The sequence below is a fragment of the Synechococcus sp. H55.10 genome, assembly GCF_047502715.1.
GTDB lineage: Bacteria > Cyanobacteriota > Cyanobacteriia > Thermostichales > Thermostichaceae > Thermostichus.
This window is the reverse complement of sequence record NZ_JANSJJ010000040.1, coordinates 61,503-82,183: the sequence shown is the minus strand read 5'-3', so window position 1 is coordinate 82,183 and position 20,681 is coordinate 61,503. Positions and strand designations below refer to the sequence as shown.

Annotated in this window: 15 protein-coding genes and 1 riboswitch; of the genes, 3 read left to right on the top strand and 12 right to left on the bottom strand. The window is 61.4% G+C overall.

The window, feature by feature from the left end:
- Positions 1-333: 333 nt before the first annotated feature.
- The 11 genes from NW858_RS03620 to NW858_RS03570 form a co-directional block, all read right to left on the bottom strand.
- Positions 334-1,434, bottom strand: coding sequence for a phosphotransacetylase family protein (locus NW858_RS03620; RefSeq protein ID WP_414334723.1), 1,101 nt, complete (start codon positions 1,432-1,434; stop codon positions 334-336).
- Between the two features lie 65 nt (positions 1,435-1,499).
- On the bottom strand, positions 1,500-2,873 hold the full coding sequence (locus tag NW858_RS03615; protein ID WP_414519826.1) for a TrkH family potassium uptake protein: 1,374 nt from the start codon (positions 2,871-2,873) through the stop codon (positions 1,500-1,502).
- Between the two features lie 95 nt (positions 2,874-2,968).
- The gene (locus tag NW858_RS03610; RefSeq protein ID WP_414334721.1) at positions 2,969-3,628 is read right to left on the bottom strand and encodes a potassium channel family protein; all 660 of its coding nucleotides are present in this window, start codon (positions 3,626-3,628) and stop codon (positions 2,969-2,971) included.
- A 77-nt stretch (positions 3,629-3,705) separates the two neighbouring features.
- Complete coding sequence (gene clpX, locus NW858_RS03605; protein ID WP_414334720.1) at positions 3,706-5,058, bottom strand: ATP-dependent protease ATP-binding subunit ClpX; 1,353 nt, start codon at positions 5,056-5,058, stop codon at positions 3,706-3,708.
- A 550-nt stretch (positions 5,059-5,608) separates the two neighbouring features.
- A complete protein-coding gene (ligA, locus tag NW858_RS03600) occupies positions 5,609-7,645 on the bottom strand; it encodes an NAD-dependent DNA ligase LigA (RefSeq protein ID WP_414519824.1) in 2,037 nt (678 codons plus the stop codon).
- A gap of 31 nt (positions 7,646-7,676) precedes the next feature.
- On the bottom strand, positions 7,677-9,770 hold the full coding sequence (locus NW858_RS03595) for an ArsA family ATPase (RefSeq protein WP_414519822.1): 2,094 nt from the start codon (positions 9,768-9,770) through the stop codon (positions 7,677-7,679).
- A 26-nt stretch (positions 9,771-9,796) separates the two neighbouring features.
- Positions 9,797-10,474 carry a hypothetical protein gene (locus tag NW858_RS03590; protein WP_414338036.1) on the bottom strand — a complete coding sequence of 226 codons (678 nt, stop codon included), beginning with the start codon at positions 10,472-10,474 and terminating at the stop codon, positions 9,797-9,799.
- A 3-nt stretch (positions 10,475-10,477) separates the two neighbouring features.
- Entirely contained in the window at positions 10,478-11,347 is an 870-nt protein-coding gene (locus tag NW858_RS03585; RefSeq protein WP_414519820.1) for a (2Fe-2S) ferredoxin domain-containing protein, read from the bottom strand.
- 9 nt (positions 11,348-11,356) lie between these two features.
- Positions 11,357-11,767: a DUF1636 domain-containing protein gene (locus NW858_RS03580; RefSeq protein ID WP_414334715.1), complete on the bottom strand. Its 411-nt coding sequence runs from the start codon at positions 11,765-11,767 to the stop codon at positions 11,357-11,359.
- Between the two features lie 89 nt (positions 11,768-11,856).
- Positions 11,857-13,803 (bottom strand): TonB-dependent receptor plug domain-containing protein, encoded by a 1,947-nt coding sequence (locus NW858_RS03575; RefSeq protein ID WP_414519817.1) that lies wholly within the window; start codon positions 13,801-13,803, stop codon positions 11,857-11,859.
- Positions 13,804-13,842: 39 nt separating this feature from the next.
- Positions 13,843-13,984: riboswitch (cobalamin riboswitch) on the bottom strand.
- 91 nt (positions 13,985-14,075) lie between these two features.
- The gene (locus NW858_RS03570) at positions 14,076-15,896 is read right to left on the bottom strand and encodes a DUF1565 domain-containing protein (RefSeq protein ID WP_414519815.1); all 1,821 of its coding nucleotides are present in this window, start codon (positions 15,894-15,896) and stop codon (positions 14,076-14,078) included.
- A 163-nt stretch (positions 15,897-16,059) separates the two neighbouring features.
- Between NW858_RS03570 and NW858_RS03565 the strand changes: the two genes are divergently transcribed.
- From NW858_RS03565 to ald, 3 genes are all read left to right on the top strand, one after another.
- Positions 16,060-17,265 (top strand): pentapeptide repeat-containing protein, encoded by a 1,206-nt coding sequence (locus NW858_RS03565; protein ID WP_414519814.1) that lies wholly within the window; start codon positions 16,060-16,062, stop codon positions 17,263-17,265.
- A 149-nt stretch (positions 17,266-17,414) separates the two neighbouring features.
- The gene (locus NW858_RS03560) at positions 17,415-18,551 is read left to right on the top strand and encodes an LptF/LptG family permease (protein WP_414519812.1); all 1,137 of its coding nucleotides are present in this window, start codon (positions 17,415-17,417) and stop codon (positions 18,549-18,551) included.
- Between the two features lie 176 nt (positions 18,552-18,727).
- Positions 18,728-19,816 carry an alanine dehydrogenase gene (ald, locus tag NW858_RS03555; protein WP_414519810.1) on the top strand — a complete coding sequence of 363 codons (1,089 nt, stop codon included), beginning with the start codon at positions 18,728-18,730 and terminating at the stop codon, positions 19,814-19,816.
- Between the two features lie 33 nt (positions 19,817-19,849).
- On the opposite strand, the gene NW858_RS03550 is transcribed toward ald, so the two are convergent.
- The gene (locus NW858_RS03550) at positions 19,850-20,623 is read right to left on the bottom strand and encodes an ABC transporter permease (protein WP_414519808.1); all 774 of its coding nucleotides are present in this window, start codon (positions 20,621-20,623) and stop codon (positions 19,850-19,852) included.
- Positions 20,624-20,681: the final 58 nt, after the last annotated feature.

Below are 20,681 nucleotides of genomic sequence, written 5' to 3'. Positions count from 1 at the left end.
ACACCATCAGCAGCATAAGCCCCGTTAGGGTATAGAGATAGGGAACTCCTGCCAAAACAGCGCAAACAAAAACCCCCAGAAAACCTGGGGGAGGAGTGGTGTGTTGAGGTGATGAATACTCGCATGATATCCCCCCAATTCAGCGAGTAGGCCAACTCGGCGAGAGATCTCTGCGTTTTTTTGCAGAAATCATTGCAGATGCTGGAAAGCATCAGACACTAGAAGCCAGCGCACCAGAACAGAGCTTATTTTCATCTTGATCAGGTATAGTGCTTAGTTTTGGAAAAATATCTAATTAAGCACTAGGGGTAGAGAGGTCTGATAATGATTTTTTTAGGTGCCCGCCGCTGACACTAGGGGTTGTGTCAAGCCCAAATGAGCATAGAGGCGAGAAAAGTCAAAATTTGCTGACATTAGCTCCTGGATGCAGCGGACTTTCACCTCCTCATGGAGGCGAATTTGGCCAAAAACCCGTTCGATGCGGTTAATGGTGGTGAAAGTGTCCAGATCCACCGAGAGGATCGGCACTTCCAGCTCTTCTGCTCGAGATTGAATGCGGGGATCCAGAGGCAGCTTGCCGGTCAAGATCAGGCAGAGGGTGGAAGTTTCCAGGGCGGCCAGTTGAATATCGGTGCGGTCTCCGCCGGTGATCACCGCCTTGTGCTCCAGCTTGCGGAAGTACTTCAAGGCCGAGTTGACGTTCATCGCCCCCACGGCGATGTTTTCTACCATCAAATCCAGGCGATCTGGGCAGCAGAGCACCTCGGCCTCCAGTTGCCGCGCCAGCTCGCCGACGCTGATGCTGCGCAAAATGCGGTGGGAGGGCAAAATGCCCAAAACCGGGATCCCTTTCGCCTCCAGGAAGGGTCGAACGGTGGTCTTGGTGGGCTCCATCTGGTCGGGCGGCACATCGTTGAGCAGCACGCCGGCCAAATGGGATCCCAGTTGGCGGTGGGCAAAGAGAAGAGAATCGACCGCCAAAGGGGAGTGGTAGCGGTTGATCAGCAGTACCTGAGCATCCAGGGCTTGGGCCATTTTGGCCAAGGAGAGGCCAAACAACTCTCCCTCGTAGAGATCGGCGGGGCCCTCTAGCAGGATCAAATCCGCAGCGGATCCCTCGGCAAACTCCAGCAGAGGGGCAACGGAGCAGGCGGGGGCCAGCTTCTCCAGCGACTGCTGGATGTGAGCCAGCAACGCCTCTTCGTTGAGCTGGAGAAGCATGGGAGGCATCTGAGTCAGCCGCAGCGTCTCCGCTACAAAGCGCATATCCGGATCCATCCCTTCCGGGGAGCCATCCTCTCTAGCCCACGATCCAATCGGCTTGCTGTAGGTAACTTGCACCCCCTGCCGCTGCAAATGCTTGGCCAAACCCAAGATGGCTGCCGACTTGCCGCTGAAGGGCTCAGTAGAACCGATGAGAAGGAACTTGGACACGGATGGCTCCTGGCAACGCGAGAGACAGAGAACTCCGATACCCAGTCTAACGAAGACTGCCTTAGCTAACCGATTAAGATCGACTCTTCAGGGTAGGTCACCAACGGGCGGGGCTGCTGTTGGGCCAAAGCCAAGACGATGGTCAGTGCCCCCAAGCGGCCCCAGAACATCACCAAAACGATGATCAGTTGGCCAAACAAGTTCAGCTCCCCGGTAAACCCCGTCGAGAGACCGCAGGTGGCAAAAGCGGAGATCACTTCAAACAACACCGGATCCAGCCTGCTGTTGCCGTGGGAAATCAAGATCAGCCAGGCCGCCAACAGCACCACAAACAGAGAAACCGTCAGCACCGCCGCCGCCTTGCGCACCATCGAGGGATCCAAACTGCGCCCGGCAATCTGGGCGCTGGGCAGGCCGCGGGCATAGCCCCACAGGGCCAGCACCAACACCGCCAAGGTTCCGGTGGTGATGCCACCCCCCATAGAAGCCGGAGCTGCCCCGATAAACATGAGAGCCATCAGCAACAACCGACTTGCCGGGGTCAAATCCTCAATGGGGATCCCGGCGAACCCGGCGGTACGAGCCGAAACCGATTGAAAAAACGTCAGGCCCAAGCGGCGGGGCCAGTTCAGCTCCCGCAGGGATCCCTCGGGCAAACTCTCGGCCAAGAACATCCCCAAGCCGCCTGTGCAGAGCAAGGCCACTACCACAACCAGAGTGATGCGGGTGTGCAGAGAGGGACGGTGGCCCCGCGGCCAAGTTAACAAATCCGACAAAACCGGGATGCCCAAGCCGCCGATAAAAATCAGAGCGCCCAAGATCGCCAGCGACAGGCCATCCGTAGGGATCCCCTCCTGCCCAAATAGGTCGAACCCCGCATTACAGAAAGCTGACACGGCGTGAAAAATGGCCAGAAAAACCGCCCGACCTGGCCCGTAGAGATCCCGCCAATGCACCCAGAGCAGCAGGGCCCCTCCCAGCTCGATCAGGGTGACCCCGATCAACACCCGCCGCGTCAATTCCAGAATGGCCCCCGGATCGATCAGGCCCAGCGAATTGCACAGCGCCAAGCGGTTGAGCAGGGAGATGCGCCGCCCGATCAGTTGGAACACCACCACCGCCAAAACCATGAAGCCCACCCCGCCAATTTGGATCAACAGCAGCAAGACGATCTGGCCAAGCAGAGTGAGATCCTCCGCCGCCACAATCGTCGAGAGCCCCGTTACGCTCAGGGCGGACATGGCCGTGAATAGCGCCTCATTCCAGCTCAAGGGATCTCCGCGCCCGATCCCCGGCAGCATCAGCAGCAAAGTTCCCACCACCGCCAGCAGGCCCAACCCTGCGACCAGGCGCAGAGGCGGCGGCAGCGGGCGACGCCTGTCCCCAAAAACGAGCCGATGCAAGCGGTTGGCCGGGATCCAAGAGGACTGAGGCAGCATCAGGCGAGGGCTTCCCGCAGCTCGGGCAGACCCCCAGCCCCCAGCCCCCTCGGGTTGCGACGGCGGGACACAACCCTCTCTCATCGGATCCCCCCTTACATCTCGTTCAGCCGCGAGATATTGGTATTGGCCCCCAGCACCACCAGCAGATCTCCCTTCTCCAACAGGTAGTCTGCTGGCGGTGAGACCACCAACGATTGTTTTCGCTTCACCACCAAGACCGTGATGCCAAAGCGGCGACGCAAGTCTGACTCCGCCAGCGTATGGCCCACCAACGCCTCCGGCACCTCCAGCTCGGTAATGCCGTAGCCCGGCTCCAGCTCCAATTGATCCAGGATCCCTGGTGCCGTCAACACCTGAGCCAGACGCCGGCCCGCCTCCTGCTCCGGCAACACCACCCGATCGGCGCCCACCCGCAAGAGAATCGAGCGCTGCCGCTCCGTCGAAGCCTTGCAAACCACGTTGCGCACCCCTAAGCTCTTGAGGGCCACCGTCGTCAGCAAATTGCTCTCGAAATCGCTGCCGATGGCCACCACCACCGTGTCGAAGGAGAGAATATCCACCGCTCGCAGCGCATCCTCATCGCTGGAATCCAGCGCCACCACCTGCGTCAGTTGATCCGCCAGACGCTGCACGATCTCCCGGCTGCGGTCGATCCCCAAAACATTGTGCCCCCGCTCCATCAGCGTGAGGGCCAAACTCGTGCCGAAGCGTCCCAGACCGATCACCGCATACTCGCGATCCGCTCGCCCCATGCGCCCCCTTGCCCTTTACTTCAAAACCAAACACCAATCATAGGCTGACGCAGCAGGGATCGGGCAGGGCTGAGATCCTAGGCAGACTCAGGCTTGGGCAGGGTGGAAGGGTGAGGGATCAGCTCGTGCGTGGAACGGCGCTCCACCATCTCGGCGGTGATGCGGATGTACTTTAGGTCACGGCGGGAGGGCGCCTCGTACATTACATCCAGCATTAGCTCCTCCACAATGGCCCGCAACGCCCGCGCCCCCGTTTTGCGACGGTAGGCTTCCTTGGCAATGGCAGAAATGGCAGCCGGCTCGAACTCCAGCTCCACCCCGTCCATGCGCAACAGCTTTTGCGCCTGTTTGAGAATGGCATTCTTAGGCTGCGTCAAGATGGCCTCCAGCGCCTTCTCATCCAGCGGATCCAAAGTGGCCACCACCGGAATTCGTCCCGTGAATTCGGGGATCATGCCGTACTTGATCAAATCCTCCGGCTCCAAAGCCTTGAGGGCGTTGGCCATGCGCTGCTCACGGGTAACTGCTAGCTGCTCCCCTGGCTTGATAAAGCCCATCGACTTTTTGCCGATGCGCTGCTCGATTACCTTCTCTAGGCCGACAAAAGCGCCCCCGCAGATAAAGAGGATATTCGAAGTATCGATTTGAATGCAGTCTTGGTAGGGGTGCTTGCGTCCGCCTTGGGGGGGCACGTTGGCGATGGTGCCTTCCAGCATCTTCAGCAAAGCCTGCTGCACCCCTTCGCCGGAAACGTCGCGGGTAATGGAGGGGTTTTCGCTCTTGCGGGCAATTTTGTCGATTTCGTCGATGTAGATGATGCCGCGCTGGGCTGCTTCCACATCCATGTCCGCCACCTGCAGCAGGCGCAACAGGATGTTTTCCACATCTTCGCCGACGTAGCCGGCTTCGGTGAGGGTGGTGGCATCGGCAACAGCAAAGGGCACATCCAACATGCGGGCCAGGGTTTCGGCCAGCAGGGTTTTGCCGGAGCCGGTGGGGCCGATGATCAAGATGTTGGACTTTTGCAGCTCCACCTCATCCAGCTCCGCAGCTCCGAGGCTGCTGGGGTTGGCCTTGGCCGCTAGGCGCTTGTAGTGGTTGTACACCGCCACCGACAAGACCTTCTTGGCCTTCTCTTGGCCGATCACATATTGGTCAAGATAACGCATGATCTCGCGCGGCTTAGGCAACTGCGCCAGAGAAGGCAGGCTGCGAAAAGATTTCTTGGTGGTTTCGCGACGACTGGGGGCAGGGGCAGTGGCAGCAGTAGCAGGAGGGTTGCCGTCGTAGAGCTCCTCATCCAAAATTTCGTTGCAGAGCTCCACACACTCGTCACAAATGTAGACCCCCGGCCCTGCAATCAACTTGCGCACTTGATCCTGGGACTTATTGCAGAAGGAGCACCTTAAGTGGGAGTCATATTTGGCCATGGGATCCTCGTTGCTGCTTGTTCTTGGCTATCCTATCCGGCAAAAGCCAGAGGAAGACTGGACATTCAAACAAATCAAAGCGTGGGGCAAATCGGCTATGAGAGTGTAGGAATGCCGAGGCGGGTGGAACTCACTGGTCTATCAGTCTAGCATCTCCGCTGGGCTTGTTCCCAGGCGAAGTGCTCAGAGATTCTTGTGAGATAACTGTGACCCCCCTAGACAGGTCTACAGAAAAACCGCCCGACTGAACGCCGAGCGGCAGATGGTGTGAGGAGTGAACGGAAACATGCGTCTCCGCTGATCCCATCATAGTAGAACTTACCCGGCCCTGGCAAAGATGGCTATCGAAGGCCAAGGGATCTTTCAGTTAAGTTGGATGCTTTCGGGGGGGTGTGACGGCCTTTGTTGGCAACCAAAAAGGGGAAGGAACTGTCCGTGTTTCGTTCGCTTCCCCCCTATTGGCGTCCACTCCTCACTAGAGTTGAATCATAAATCATCCCTGCCGTTAGAACAACCCACTTTCCCCAAGTTTTCTGGGGATCTACCCCTGTCAAGGCTGCGGATCACCGGATTCCAGGGCCAACAGCTCCGCTTCGCTCAGCAGGGGGATCCCCAATTCTTGCGCCTGCTTGAGCTTGGAGCCGGGATCCGACCCCACCACCACATAGTCGGTTTGGCGGCTGACGCTGGCGGTCACTTTGCCGCCGCGGCTCTCAATCCAAGCCTTGGCCTGCTGGCGGGAGAGGGTGGGCAAGGTGCCAGTGATTACAAACTTCTTCCCGGCCAGCACCTGGGAAACAGCAGGGGCCTTCTGCTGGGGCAGGGCAGGGATCCCCAGCTCCCCCAGCTCCTGCAACAACTTCTGGTGGGCGGGATCGGCAAACCAGGCCACCACCGCCTCGGCAATTTCCGCCCCTATCCCGTAGATCTGGGCGATGTCTTCAGCCCTGGCCTGGGCTAAGAGTTCTGGGGCGGGGAAATGCTGGGCCAAAGTCTGGGCGGTCACCACCCCCACATGGGGGATCCCCAAGCCGTAGAGCACCCGCTCCCAGGGCTGTTGGCGGGAGCGCTGAATGGCCTGCACCAGCTTCTGGCTGGAACGGGATCCCATCCCTGCCAAACTCTCCAACTGTTCCGGGGCGAGGCGGTAGAGGTCGGCCACGGTGCGCACCCCCAGCTTTTCCACCAACTGGGCTACCCGCTTTTCCCCTAAGCCCTCGATATCCAAAGCGTCGCGGCTGGCCCAGTGCTGCAGTTCCCCCCTGATCTTGGCCGGGCAGTCTGGGTTGGGGCAGCGGGTTATCGCCTCGCCGGCAGGGCGAACCAGGGGGGTGTGGCATTCGGGGCAGTGGCTGGGCAGGCGGTAGGGAACAGCGTCGGGGGGGCGCAACTCTTTGAGGATCCCCACCACCTCGGGGATGATCTCCCCGGCTTTGCGCACGATGGCCGTGTCGCCGATGTGCACATCCAGCTCCTCGAGGCGATCGGCATTGTGCAGGCTGGCGCGGCTGACGGTGGTGCCGGCCAGAAGCACGGGCTCCAGCTCTGCCACCGGGGTGACGGCGCCGGTACGTCCTACGCTGGCAAAGATGGCGCGGATGCGGGTGGGAACTTCTTGGGCAGGGTATTTGAGGGCAATGGCCCAGCGGGGAAATTTTTGTGTAAAGCCGGCCTCCTCTTGCAGCCGCAAGGAGTTGAGCTTCACCACCACGCCGTCGCAGGCGTAGGGGAGCTGGGCACCCCGCCACCGCTCGTAAAATTGGATCACCTCCTGCAAGCCCCGGCACACCTGGGAGAGGGGGTTGACCGGAAATCCCAGTTCCTTGAGCTGCTGCAGACACTGCCACTGGGTTTGGGGGGGATCCCCGCTCGGCCAGCCTTCTGGCCAGTGGAGGGCATAGGCAAAAAAGCTGAGCTTGCGGGCGGCGACAACGCGGCTATCCAACTGGCGCAGGGTGCCGGCGGCGCAGTTGCGCGGGTTGGCAAAGGGGGGATCCCCAGCGGAGCGGCGCTCTTGGTTGATGCGCTCGAACTCAGCCAGGGCCAGATAGACTTCCCCCCGCACCTCCAAAACGGGAGGCGGATCTGCCGTCGCCAGCCGCAGGGGAATGGAACGAATGGCGCGCACGTTGGGGGTGATGTCCTCTCCGGCCTGACCGTCCCCCCGGGTAGCGCCCCGCTCCAAAAGACCATCGAGGTAGGTCAGGGCCAAGGCGGCGCCATCGATCTTCAGCTCACAGACGTATTCCAGCTCCTCCTCTGTCTCGCTGTCGCGGCCCAAAACTCGCAGCAGGCGCTCTTGCCACTCCTCTAGCTCTTCTGGGTTGAAAGCATTTTCCAAGCTGTGGAGGGGGATGCGGTGGAAGACAGTAGGAAAATGCTCTGCAGGTTTTTCTCCCACCCGCTGGGTAGGGCTGTCGGGGGTGACCAGTTCGGGGTAAGCCCGCTCCAGCTCTTGCAGCTCCCGGTAGAGGCGGTCGTAAACGCTGTCTTCCAGGATGGGGGCATCGTGGACGTAGTAGGCGATGCTGGCCTTCTGCAGCAGGGCGCGCAGCTCGCGGGCGCGCTCTTCCAGTCTGGGATCCATACCGTTTGGGTGAGCAAGATCTACCCCCAGGTTAGGGCTCCTGGGGAGCAAATAAGTAGGAGCCGATATTCTCCAAGCTGGGAGGATGCACGAAGGGGATGATCAAGATGGCCTGTTGGGAGAATCGCCGGGGGAGCTGGGCCAGAAGGGCTTGGTGGCGGCGGCGGAGGGCCTCTCCCAAGGGGGTGGAGTCCTCTAGCCAAACCCGATTGAGAACGGCGTAGGGATGGGGGATCCCCAGGGCATCCAACTCCGCCAAAAGACGCTCGGTTTCGGCCAGAACTGCCTGTTCGGGGTTGAAGACGGGGACAAAGCTAACAAACTGGGGATCCCGCAGCCGCCGCTGGAGCTGGCGCACCTGGGCCAAGAGATCCCGCAGCCGCTGCGCCCATTCCGGCCGGCCCACCACGTCGCGGTACTTTAGCCACAGCTTCAGGGCCAAGCTCACCCAGCCTTCTAGGGCCTGCGGCATCTGCAAAAAGCGCAGGAGATGGCCGGTGGGGGCGGTATCCACCACCACCAGGTTGAACTGGCCGCTGGCTTCTTGTTCCAGCACCGTCAGCAGGGCCATCACCTCGTCCAGACCGGGAGGGGGCATCTGCAAAAGCTGCCGCCAAGCCTGGGGGTCGTACTGGATCTCCACCCCTGCCGTCCCCTCGCCTGCCAAAATGGCCGCCACCTCCTCCAGGTAGTCTTGGCGGAAGCGCTCCAGCACTGCCGCCGCCTCGATCTCCTGGCCCAGCAGGTTGGGCAAGAGCGGCAGCGGCTCCTGACCCAGCTTCGTCTGAAACAGATCCCCCAGCGAGTGGGCCGGGTCGATGGAGACCAGTAAGAGCCGCTGGTCGGGATGGCGCTGGGCCAAGTTCCAGGCTAGGGCCCCGGCCACCGTGGTCTTGCCCACCCCGCCCTTGCCCCCCACCAGCACAAGGCGGATCCCTTGGGCCAAAAAATCTGGAAGGCCCAAAGCCTGGCTCTGCCCAGAAGCAATCCCAAGGACTTCGTCCCGCTGCGGCGAAGGGGAGAGTTCCCCCGGGGCGGGGATCTCTTCCAACTGCGGCAGCACCTCTGGCAAGGGGCGAAGCTGTTGCACCAGCCTGTCCAGGGCCGTCGGCCCAATCGGCTCCTCCAGTTGATAGGGACAAACCCAGATGGGATAGCCAGGCAGCTCCTCTTGGAGTGTTTTTAGCCAGCGCCACTGCTCCTGCTGGCGGGCCAGGTAGAGAGGCGAGGGGCGGTTGGGGGTTGCTTCCGCTTTTTCCCCTGCGGCCGCCACCGTCCCTAGCAGCACCTGGTTGACCAGAAGACCCCCCACAGGCACACGGCGGCTTTGCAGTTGTTGACAGAAGCGGCGGGTCTCCGCCACGCTCAACGGCTCCGGGATCAGCACCAGCCAAGCAGAGGTGCTCTCCGGGTCGGTCAGCCTGGCTTTGCCTCCCTCCAGCTCTCCCTGTAACCGCGCCAAAAAGGCATCCGCCTCATCCGGTCGATAGGTGCCTATCAAGGCTTGGGCGATTTCCCGATGCTTAGCCTGAAAAGTGGCAAACACCGCCAGCAGATTATCCAAAAAGTCGGGCAACTCCAACAGCCGCAGGGTGTGGCCGGTGGGGGCCGTGTCCAGGATGACTGTGTCCACCTCTTGGCCTGCCAGCAGGCGGTTGACCTCGAGGATGGCCATCAGCTCGTCCACCCCCGGCCAGTCCAGATCCCAAAGGGGCAACAGATCCTCTCGCCCCAGCCAGCTGCCCCGCTCGGCAATGAGCTCCAGAGCAGGGCCGTAGGTCTGCTTGAAAGACTGCAGCAGCACCTCGGCCTGGAGAGCCCGCACCTGCAAGTTGGGCCGTTCGTGCAAGCGGTGCGGAGCACTTTCCGGCAGGGGTTGGGGGGTGTCGGCCACCGGGATCCCCAGCACATCCCCCAGGGAGTGGGCCGGATCGGTGGACAGCAACAGCAGACGGCGCTCTGGTTGCCTCTGGGCTAGGTGACGGGCCAGGGCACAGGCCAGGGTGGTCTTGCCCACGCCCCCCTTGCCGCTCAACAGCAGCAAGCGGCAGGAAGCCGATCGCGTCAGCGGGACGTAGTCCACGAGCCGGTCAAAGGGGGAGTTGTCGAGCTGAGCGGGCTGCAAAGGGATCCCTCGCGCGCAGGTCACCCCTATTCTGGCCTGGATCTCCCTTGGGGATACCCCAGCCCGCCGAGGTGGGCTCTCGCCAACTCCAGTCGGCGGCGTCCTCTGTCCCAGGCCAGCAGCGCGTGGATCCCAAGCCAAAAGCCCGTCCACAGCCAGTTGTGCAACCAGATCTTGCCCAAGATGGGCAGGGTCAAGCCCTCTGTTCCGCCCAGCACCAGGCCGGCTGCCAAGATTAGCCCTTCAAAAGCAAGGAACCCTAGGATCAGCATGACCAGGATCCAAAGGTAATTGCGCAGCCATTGCCGAGGTTGGACAGGGTGGGGCTGGAAAAAGAGCGGGCGATAGCTGGCCAGCCACGCCACCCCCACCGTGCCGATCCCCAAGACCAACCCCCAAGCCAAAGAATCAGGGGTACGGGGATAGTTGTGCCAGGTGTAGCCAAAGATTTGGTTGGCCAGCCAAATCATCGAAGCGCTGACGATTGCCCTTTGGCGAGTTAACGTGGTGCCCGTGACGATGCCAACAGTTACAAAAGGCAGTGTACAGGTATAGGCAATGTTGCTAAGGCAGCCGATGGTGGTCAATAGGCTGGGCCAAAATCGACCTTGGGCTAGATCGCGGGTGGCTTGGATCCAAATGACCTCCGGGATCCCGCGGCGGGTTTTGGGGATGGACTGGACAAGAGCTTGTAGGCTGACCATAGGCTAATCCCCAGGAAAAAGGTGAGCTTTTAAGGGACACTTGTTCAGCAGGTGCTCCTGGACAATTTGCCGCGCTACTGGGGGTGTGACTTGCTTGTACCAGGTGCGGTCACCAGAGTAGAAAACCACCGGCCCTTGTTGGCAGACTTCTAGGCATCCTGAGGTGATAACCGGAACATCCAGATTGGCCTCGCGCAGGGCCGATTGCAAAGCTTCCACCACCGGCTGATAGTGGCGAGAAGGATAGCAGCGGCTGGAACGGCAAACCGCCAAATAGGGCCGCTGGAGAGGGTTATCTGCGTAAGGGATCCGCTCTTTTCCCTCGACGTAAATGGCTCGCAGGCGTTCATAAAGGGAAAGCTGCTGATAGTCGGCTTTGCCTTCGGGCAGGTAGTCTTCTCCTGGCCCCAAAAAGGGACTGGGCAAAAAGATCTGCAGCAGCGATTCCTCTGCCCCGTTCCAAAACTGGATCCCCCATTGGCGAGGCTGGCCCTGCGGATTGAGGCGGCGATAGAGGGCGGCGCGGCCGACCAATCTTTTGCGGCGCAGCTCAGGAGGAGTTCTGCGGTAGGGGCCGCCCTGGTGTTCCTCCAAACACAGATGCAAATGCCAAGTTTCCGTGGCCACGGTCAAGTAGCCGTCGTAGAGCACACAGAGAGTAGGGGGATCCTTGAAGGCCGCTTCCAGGACGCCACCCTCCACCACCTGGCCCACTTGGATCTCGGCCCAGCGCTCCTGAAAGAGCTCATAGAGCAGCGGCCCAAGACAGTCGATGTGAGCCGGGATCCCTTCGTAAACGGTTGTCCAGCCGGTGGGGGAAACCTCTTGCCAAGTTTGGTTTAGGGGTGGGACCCAGGGATTGAAAACAGCCATAGGTTGCTCCTATTGGATTGGCGGAATGCGGGCAATCACCCCCTTTTTGATGGGGCGCTCTGCCCAGGGCAGGATCCCATCGGGCTTTGTCAAATACAGCTCCGCCGTTTGCAAGATTGGCTCCACGTCTTTTGGATCGAGATCGCCAAAGACATAGGTCATCTTTCGGGGGGCTGCCAGCGCAACCACACAAGCGTGGCTGCAGCCGCTCATACAGGCAACTGGCTTCAGTTGCAGTTGGGGATTGAGCCTTTGGGATTGCAAGGCAGCTAGGAGCATTTCTCCCTTGCTGATCCCTTCTTTTTGGCCGTTGACCCAGCGAGATCCACAGGTGGTGCAAACCCAAAGGCAATGTTTAGACTCAGCTTGAGCCAAAGTTGTCGATGGAGAAATAGAGGGAAAGTTGGTCGCGCTCACCATAGAGTTGTATCCAAACTCCACTGTAAAGCAGACAATTCCACCAGGACAGCTTGTTCTAGATAGTTGGCCAAAAATAGCCCGAGAGGATGCTAAAATTGCCCCCGCAAGTTCATCCTCAGCGTGCGGCCAACGCCGGGATAGCCGGGGAAAACTTCATACTGCTCATCCAGCAGGTTGTCGATCCCCAACTCTAGGCTCAGGGCCTCAGTCAACGGGATCCCTCCCCGCAAAGCCACGGTGGTATAGCCTGGCAGGGATTCCGTATTGGAGTTGTTGGTAAAAAAGCTCCCAATGTGATGGACCAAGATCGAGCCGTACCCGCCCTGCTCATAGCGATAGGTTAGGCCTAGGTTGAAGCTATCGGCTCCCACAAAGGCTAGCTGTTTGCCAACTGTGGCCGGGTTAAGTGCAGCGCGGATGATGGGATCATTGAGGGTGTAGTTGGCAAAAAGCGTCCAGTTTTCCCCCAAACGCAAATCCAAAGCCGCTTCCAGGCCGGTGTATTCGACCAGCCCAATATTCTCATAGGTTCCCTGGCGCGGCCCCAGGCTGACAAAGGTGATGCCATCGCGGATGCGGTTGTGGGCAAACGTTAGCCGCAGCAGGCCAAAATCTCCCAGGCTCTGATCCAAGCCAACGTCAAAGCTCTCCCCTCGCTCTGGGCGGAGATTGGGGTTGCCATCCACTTCAAAAAAGCCTCGCAGCCGAAAGAATAATTCCGAGATCAAGGGGGTGCGAAAGCTGCTGGCGTAGTTGGCTCTCAAGGTGGTGCCTTCCGCCACTGTCCAGCGGATCCCCACAGCCGGCGAGGTGGCCGAGCTATTGGCCAAACTGCTGAAGTCCTGGCGCATGCCCAGATCAAGGTGGAAGTTGGGATCCGGGCTGTAATCCAGGCGGGCAAACAGGGCGCCCTGGTTAACCGTATCGTCGTAGTTGATATTGGCAGAACCGTTGGCAAAGGAAAAAGTTGTATTGCGAGCTGAGATGGAGCGATAATCTACCCCCAAAGCTCCCTCTAGGTTTTCGCCGGCTTGCCAAGCATACTGCAGCTGGGATCCCCAGCCATTGCGCAGGATGACGTCGCGGGATCCCTGGCTTTGCGGAGCACTGAAACGGTAGTTGAGATCGTCAAAAAAGACTCTTGCCTGCAGGGATCCTGTTGCCTGAGTCCACAGCCAACTGAGATCCAGCAGCAGATCGTTGGTGTTTTGCTCTGCATCGGGAGAGGGAAATTCCACACTGCCGGGCACACGAAAGGCTTTATTGAGGTAGAGGGCGTTGGCTGTTAGGACTTGGTCTTTGGCCAGTTGCCAGGTAAGCTTGGCCTGCAAGTTGTGGTACTCCACCGCCGAGTTTTCCCGCTTGCCTGACTTGCCCAGCCGCTCAATTGCAAAGGGAAAGTCGTTGTTACTTTTCAGACGGCGATAGCTGAGCACCCAGCCCAGATCCTGGGCTTGGCCCCGACTTTGGATCCCTTGCTCATTGAGGCCGTAGCTGCCGACCGCCGCTTCCAGCACCGTCTCCGTTTCTGGCTGTGGCTCCACCGTAACGATGTTGATCACGCCGCCAACAGCATCCGAGCCATACAGAGTAGAGCCGCCGCCGGGAGAGACTTCAATTCGCTCGACAATATCTGTGGTGAGTTGAGAGAGGTCAACCCCCCCAAAGAAGCCCAGATCGTTGAGGGGGCGGCCGTCCAAGAGCACCAACACCTGCGCCGTTCGCGCCCCTCGCATGAATTGAGAGCTAAGAGCTCCCAACTGAGTTCCCGCTGTGCCATCGCTGAGGATCCCAGGCAGATAGCGCAGGGCTTCTTGCACCGTCCTTGCCCCTTGCTCGCGCATCTGCTGGCGGGTGATGACATAGACTGGGCGCGAAGAGTCCCGCAGCAAGCCAGGGCGGCGAAACGGTGTGGTGACGGGTTGATTGAAAATCTCGGCACTAAGACTGGTGTCCAAGACCGCTTGCGCCCAGGCTGGGATCCCCAAACTCCAGCTCCCCAGCCCAAGGCTGAGACATACAACAATTACTTTCATCCGCTTTCTCCTGCTTCCGTGCGACGCGGAAGAGCTAAGCTGTGAGCCAAAGCCGCAGGCGGGCATCCTGACTGAGGGCCTTAGCCCATCACAGTTGCGGCACAGCGCCGGATTTGCACCGGACTTTCCCCATTGCTTGCCCTGGCTGATCCCCAGAGCAACCCGACGGCACGGCTTTCTCCGCAGTCCTTTTGGAAAAAGCCGTGCTAGGCATCATACATTCCCTGCTGGGGAGTTCCTATCCTGCCGGGGGGGATCCCTGGGCAGTAATATCAACGGAAGATCATCTCCGCCACTGCGTCAAAGCCGGCGTCCAACAGGCGATCCAGGACTGACTGGGCCTGGCTGCGGCTGTCGTAGAGGCCGGCCTGCAGCATCGTCCTGCCGTTGAACACGGTCTCCACCGCTTCGGGGACGAGCTGCCGCAGCCGCTGCAAGTCGTCGCTGCCCTTGGGGGTCACCAAGACGCGAAACTGGGTTGCCGCTCGCGTCAGCGGGACGGAGTCCTTGTCGGCAGCCTGAGCAGGAGGAGCTGGGGCCGAGCTTGAGGGTGCAGAGGAGGAGGTAGGAGGGTTTTCTCTGGCTTGGCGGCGGGCCGGCGGCGGCAGCAGGGTGGTGATGTCGGTAAGGGGAGCTGCAGAGGCCTGGCGGACAGGGGCGGCAGGAGCCGGCTCAACCGGCTGGGCAGGCGTGGTAGAGCCATCGGGGGTGAAGGGGACGGCAACAAACTCCTGGGGTTGCGTGCTTGACGGCTGGCTGGGGCCGCTGGGCAAAACACGCCCCCCCGAGCCCGCTGCAGGAGGGGGAAGGGGGGCCGTCGATTGCGGCACCGCCACCACCGGTAGGTTTGTGGAAGTTTCGGCTGGCTTGGCCGCCGCCGGCTGGGGATCCCGGCTGGGAGCCGGGGGAGCGCTGGGCAGCGTCAAGCCACCGGCAACAATGGGTGGTGGGGCGCTGCTGGGCAGAGCAGCAACCGTGGTTTGGCCCGCTAGATCCAGCTCCCCTTTGGTTTTGCCCGCCAGTTGGTTGCCGTTGGCGTTGAGGCGCAGGCCGCGGGTGGCGTTGTGGATGTCGTACTGGCCGTTGCCCTCAAAAATGTTGTTGCCGGGATCCGAGGCCGTGCCCAGATCGGGCTGGGCGTTGGTGATAGCTGTCAGGCCAGTCTCCAGGTTGCGGGCAATGAGATTGTTGCGCAAGATGGGCCGGGCGCTGCCGCCAACCACAATGCCGGTGCGGTTTTGCAGGATGCGGTTGTTGCGCACCATCGGCGCCGAGCGCTGGTCGATGGTGAGGCCAAAGCCGGTCTCTTGGAAGAGGTTGTTGACAATGGTGGGCTGGGAAGTACCCAAGACGGAGATGCCGTTGGCCCCATTTTTGTAGAAGCGGTTGCCCTCTATCCAGGGGTTGGAAGCGCCAGCAATGAAAATGCCGTCGTGGATGCTGCCCACAAAGCTGTTGTTGAGAATGCGGGGGGAAGCCGATTCTATCCAGAGGGCATAGCCGCGCCGCCCCTGGTTGCGCAGGGTAACTCCGCGCACCTCTGAGCCGGTCTCGGCCAGCAGAGCAACATTTTGCCGGGCCAGGGTTGGGCTCATGTAGGTGCCGCCGCCATCGATCAGGTAGCCCTCCCCTAGGTTGGACTCGTCCCCGCGCAAGATAAGGCCAGCCTTGAGGCGGATGGGGAAGACTTCGCCGCTTTCTGCGCTGTAGATCCCTGGCAGAAGCTGGATAATGCTGCCCGCTGGCGCCCGTCCAATGGCATGGGTGATGGTCTTGAAGGGGTTGTTGCGGGATCCATCCCCTTGGGTATCGCTGCCGTTGGCGGCATCGACAAAAATGGCCGGGCGGTCGTCCGGCAGCGGTGGCGCCTGGGGCAGGGCCTGCTTCTCCAAAAGGCCGGTGTCCAGGGAAGTTTGCGCCCAACTGGGATCCCTTCCTGCCGCCAGCAGTAGGCTGGTGCTCAACAGCAGAGAGGCGGCCAGTCGTGCCAGGGTTGCGGAGCCGTGACGCTGCAACCACAAGTCAGGCAGGACTGCTGTAAATTGGTGTTCGCCGGATTTCTGCAGACGGATAAACGATAAGGAAGCGATCATAGGAGTCATCCTCACACCAGGCTGGGCCAGAGAAGGAAGGAGGGTCGAGGCTATCCTACCAAACCCAAGAGGCGGGATCCTGCCCTCTTCCCCAACTCCAAATACGGACTGACGCAGGCTTTTTTTTGTAGATCCAACGCTACCCCTAGAGTATACCCTTGCCATGACCGAAGAAGCCCTTGCCCGCGAAGGCTCCTCCCAAGAGTTGCCGCTGGCTTCCCTCTCGTCTGGGCGCCCCCTGCTTAATCTGCTGCTGTTGGGGATCCCGGCGGGGCTGCTGGCGCTGGCGGGGTTGACAGGGCAGCCAGTTTTGGGCTGGGGGGCGGTGCTGGCTTGGCTGGGCTTGGCCGGCTGGTGGGGGCAGCCGCTCTGGGTGCAGATTGGGCGCGATCTCTGGCAGTGGCTAACCACGTGGCCCAGCCTGGGATGGGCGGCAGCAGCCCTCGGCTTGGCCGTGGCAGGAGCAGTGGTCTGGAGTGGGGTTCTCTCAACCCTGCGATCCCTAAGCTGGGAGGCGATTGGGGCTTTGGGGGAGGTGTTTGGCGCTACCGGGCAGATCTTCATCGCTCTCCTGGCCGCCTATATTGCCTGGCGGCAGTACGTTATCTCCCGCGACCTCACCATCCAGCAGAACACCATTACTCAGCAGCAGACCATCGACGCCTACTTCGAGGGCATCTCCAACCTGGTTCTCTCCCCTGATGGGCAGTTGGACGACTGGCCCCTGGAGCGGGCCATCGCTGCCGGGCGCACGGCGGCGCTCCTCAACGGCGTGGATCGCTTCGGCAAAGCCAAGATTCTGCGCTTCCTCTCCACCGCCAATTTGCTCAGCCCCCTGCGCCGCGACGAACACCTGGGCCGGCCCATTTTGGACGGCAAAGGCGGCTACCAGCGGGATCGCCTCAACGGGATCCGCGTGGTTAACCTGGGCACCATGCTGGAAGGGGCCGACCTGCATGGCACCCTGTTGCGGGGGGTGGATTTCAGCGAGGCCAGCCTGGAAGGAGCCAACCTGCAGGATTGCGACCTCAGCCACACCAACCTCTGCGGGGCCAATCTGCGCAATGCCGACCTGCGCGGGGCCGATCTCTACCGCGCTTTGCTGTTTGTGGGATCCCTGCAGACCGCTTCCCCGGCCCAGCCAGGACAAAAGCCCGATTTCAAAACGGGAGCCTATGCCGGCGCCATCGTGGCCGGCGCGGACTTCCGCCGGGTGCGTCGCCTTTCCCCCGAACAAAGAGCCTACCTGGCCACCTGGGGGGCCAAACTGGATCCCGACCCTTCGCCCCCCAATTCCCGCTTGGATCCCGGCGGCAGCAGCGAGCCCTTACCCCCTCCCGCCGAACCGCCAGCCTCCCTACGGCCCTGATCCAGAGCCAATGACCAGCTCCCCTCTCCCAGAGGGAGAGGGGCCGGGGGTGAGGGAATGCTCCCTCTGGGAGAGGGGCCGGGGGTGAGGGAATGCCGGAGAACCGTTCACGCTAGCTTGAAATAGCCCTAATCCCTCAACTTTTGCCCATGGCCCGCTTGTTCACCAAGTTCTGGCTGCTGGAGCGCTACCTCTTTGGACAGATGCTCACCCCCCTTTTGGCCGGTATAGCTGGGGGAACCCTGCTGCTTTTGGCGGGCCGGCTCTTTACCCTGGCCGAGCGGCTGGTCGAGGGATCCGTACCGCCCCTGACGGTGTTGCGGCTCTTGATGTTGGATCTGCCGGAGATGGTGGTGCTGGGCATGCCCATCGCTGCTTTTTTTGCCACCATGCTCACCTTGGGCAAGCTGAGCGGCAACAGCGAGATTACCGCCATGCGGGCAGCCGGGATCCCGTTTACGCGCATCTTTCGTCCCCTGTTGCTGGTGGGACTGCTCATGAGCCTGAGCGCTTTTTTAATCAGCAACGTGCTCTTGCCGGCCAGCAAACGGGAAATCCGCCGCATTGACCAGCAGGCGCTCCTGGCCCAGGCTACAAGCCCGGTGCAATACGACGTCTTTTTCAAGACCGCTCGCGTTGGCGGGACGGAGTCCTTAGACAACCTCTGGTTTTTCATCCGCCAGGTGGATCCGCGGCTAAATACCATGCAGGATGTCACCATCTTGCAGGTGGATCCCTTGCCGGGGGGCAAGTACCAGTTGGCGGAAGTGACGCTGGCGGCCCAGGCGGTGTGGAATGGCCTGAACTGGACCCTCAGCGAAGGAGTGACCCACCGCTACGGCCCCGATGGTCTCAGCCTGGCCGAAGAGCCCTTCGACCGCAAGCCGCTGGCGGTCTCCCAAGATCTGGCCGCCCTGTTGCAGCCGCCAGTTCCCCCCAACGAGCTCAGCCTACCGGAGCTGGCGGAGCGCATCTCCCGCCTGGCCCGCTCCAACCTCAATACCCAGCCCTTGCGCACCGAGTTCCACATGCGCTTTTCCCTGCCCCTGGCCAGCTTTTTTGCCGTGCTGATTTCCCTTCCCCTGGGATCCAGCACTGCTCGCCGTGTGGGCCGCTATGGCGGCGTCGTTTTCGGGATCCTGTTGGTGTTTGCCTACTACGTGGTGCTGAGCGTATCTCGCAGCTTGGGAGAAGCAGGAGCCCTTCCCCCCTGGGCAGCAGCCTGGAGCTTCAACCTCCTCTTCGGCAGCCTCGGCCTGCTGCTCTTGGCCCGCTTCCTGCGCTAGGGATCCCTTCCGGGTGGAGCAACCCCCAACCTAGCCAGGGATCCACCGGATCCCCTCAACAGAATTTCCGTCCCCTTGCGGGGAAAAGGTAGGGATTTTGGCCGGTCTGCGCAGGCCAGGGATCCCATCCCAGCGCCGGTCTGTCTAGACTGGAGAACAGCCCTGTGGGGATCCCTATGCGCATTGGCGTGCCCAAAGAGATCAAAGAGCAGGAGTTTCGCGTCGGCCTGACGCCGGCGGCGGTGCGGGCCCTGACCGAGCAGGGGCACCAGGTGTGGGTGGAGACCCAAGCCGGCCAGGGGGCGGGCTTTAGCGACGAAGACTACCAAAAAGCGGGGGCCAAGCTGGCCGCCACCCCTGAGGAGATCTACCGGCAGCAGTTGGTGGTGAAGGTCAAAGAGCCCCTGCCCGCCGAGTATCCCTTGCTCCATCCGGATCTCATCCTGTTTACCTACTTGCACCTGGCGGCCAGCCGCGAGCTGACCCAGGCCCTGCTGCGTTCGGGGGCCACCTGCCTGGCCTACGAGACGGTGGAGCTGCCCGACGGATCCCTGCCCCTCTTGATGCCCATGAGCATGATTGCCGGGCGGCTGTCGGTGCAATTTGGCGCCCACTACCTCACCCGTCAGCAGGGGGGGCGAGGCGTGTTGCTGGGCGGGATCCCAGGGGTGCCGCCGGGGCGGGTGGTGATCCTGGGCGGGGGCACGGTGGGTACGGAGGCGGCCAAGATGGCCGTCGGGCTGGGGGCGCGGGTGCAGATTCTGGACATCAACCTGCAGCGCCTCAACGAGCTGGAGCTGATCTTCGGGTCGCGGGTGGAGCTGCTCTACAGCACCGCCCAGAGCATCGAGGAGTGCGTCCGCGAGGCCGACCTGGTGGTGGGAGCAGTGTTGGTGCCGGGCAGCCGCGCCCCGGTTTTGGTGAAGGAAGAGCTGGTGGCCCAGATGCGGCCCCGCTCTTTGATCGTGGATGTGGCCGTGGATCAGGGGGGGTGCATCGCCACCACCAAGGTCACCACCCATGCCCAGCCGGTTTACGAAGCCTACGGAGTCTTGCACTACGGGGTTCCCAACATGCCGGGGGCCGTCCCCTGGACTTCGACCCAGGCGCTGGTCAACGCCACCCTCCCCTACGTCCTCAAGTTGGCCAACCTTGGCTTGAGCGCCGCCCTGGAGCAGGATCCGGGCCTGGCCAAGGGGCTCAACATCCGGGGCGGAAAGCTCATCCACCCGGCGGTGCGGGCCACCTTTCCCGACTTGAGCTAGCTTGGGCCAGCTTTCCCGTCGGGATCCCTCCCGCTACTGCCGCCAGGCCAAGAGGTAGCGCTCCAGAGCGGCGAAAAAAGAGTAGAGCAGAACACCCATGAGGCCGAGGGCAACCAAGCCGGCAAAGGCCAAGGGCACATCAAAAGAAGAGCTGGCGGACACAATCAGGTAGCCCAGCCCGCGGTTAGAGGCCACTGTCTCCGCGATCACCGCGCCGACAAAGGCCAGCGAAATGGCCACCTTCAGCGAGGCAAACAGATAGGGCAAGCTGTGGGGAAGCCCCACCTTGAGGAAGATTTCCCAACCGCTGGCCCCCAGGGAGCGCAGCACATCGCGCATTTCTGGCTCCACCGTCTCCAGGCCTACCGCCACATTCACGGCAATGGGGAAAAAGGCCAGCAAAAAAGCTGTAATCACCGCCGGGATCATGCCCAGGCCAAACCAAATCGCCAGCAGCGGCACCAGGGCCACCTTGGGGATGGTATTAAACCCCACCAGCAGTGGGTACAGACACAGATGGGCCAGGCGGGAGCTGCCGATAAGGGATCCCAGCAAGATCCCGCCCACCAAAGCCAGCCCAAAAGCCAGCAGGGTTGAGCTGAGGGTAAACAGCGAGTGCCCCAGGATCACCTCGTCCCACTCCTGCATCGACTGCCAGATCGCGCTGGGCGCAGGCAAAACAAAGCGGGGAACCTGCAACAGCCGCACCCCTGCCTCCCAAAGGGCAAGGGTCAGCAGCAGGGTGACCACCGGCAGGAGCAGCGAGGCCGCTTTCGTCTGGAGAAATCGGTCAAAGGAGTTCTTCATCGGGATCCCTCGGCAGGGTTGCGCGGCGATCTATCGAGAAAACTTTGGTTAGCTGCTG

Excerpts from the sequence above, each read along its gene's own strand:
- NW858_RS03575 (WP_414519817.1), bottom strand. The coding sequence starts at position 13,803 with ATGAAAGTAATTGTTGTATGTCTCAGCCTTGGGCTGGGGAGCTGGAGT.
- ligA (WP_414519824.1), bottom strand. The coding sequence starts at position 7,645 with ATGGATCCCAGACTGGAAGAGCGCGCCCGCGAGCTGCGCGCCCTGCTG.
- clpX (WP_414334720.1), bottom strand. The coding sequence starts at position 5,058 with ATGGCCAAATATGACTCCCACTTAAGGTGCTCCTTCTGCAATAAGTCC.
- ald (WP_414519810.1), top strand. The coding sequence starts at position 18,728 with ATGCGCATTGGCGTGCCCAAAGAGATCAAAGAGCAGGAGTTTCGCGTC.
- NW858_RS03590 (WP_414338036.1), bottom strand. The coding sequence starts at position 10,474 with ATGGTCAGCCTACAAGCTCTTGTCCAGTCCATCCCCAAAACCCGCCGC.
- NW858_RS03585 (WP_414519820.1), bottom strand. The coding sequence starts at position 11,347 with ATGGCTGTTTTCAATCCCTGGGTCCCACCCCTAAACCAAACTTGGCAA.
- NW858_RS03610 (WP_414334721.1), bottom strand. The coding sequence starts at position 3,628 with ATGGGGCGAGCGGATCGCGAGTATGCGGTGATCGGTCTGGGACGCTTC.
- NW858_RS03560 (WP_414519812.1), top strand. The coding sequence starts at position 17,415 with ATGGCCCGCTTGTTCACCAAGTTCTGGCTGCTGGAGCGCTACCTCTTT.
- NW858_RS03615 (WP_414519826.1), bottom strand. The coding sequence starts at position 2,873 with ATGCTGCCTCAGTCCTCTTGGATCCCGGCCAACCGCTTGCATCGGCTC.
- NW858_RS03550 (WP_414519808.1), bottom strand. The coding sequence starts at position 20,623 with ATGAAGAACTCCTTTGACCGATTTCTCCAGACGAAAGCGGCCTCGCTG.
- NW858_RS03570 (WP_414519815.1), bottom strand. The coding sequence starts at position 15,896 with ATGATCGCTTCCTTATCGTTTATCCGTCTGCAGAAATCCGGCGAACAC.
- NW858_RS03580 (WP_414334715.1), bottom strand. The coding sequence starts at position 11,767 with ATGGTGAGCGCGACCAACTTTCCCTCTATTTCTCCATCGACAACTTTG.
- NW858_RS03565 (WP_414519814.1), top strand. The coding sequence starts at position 16,060 with ATGACCGAAGAAGCCCTTGCCCGCGAAGGCTCCTCCCAAGAGTTGCCG.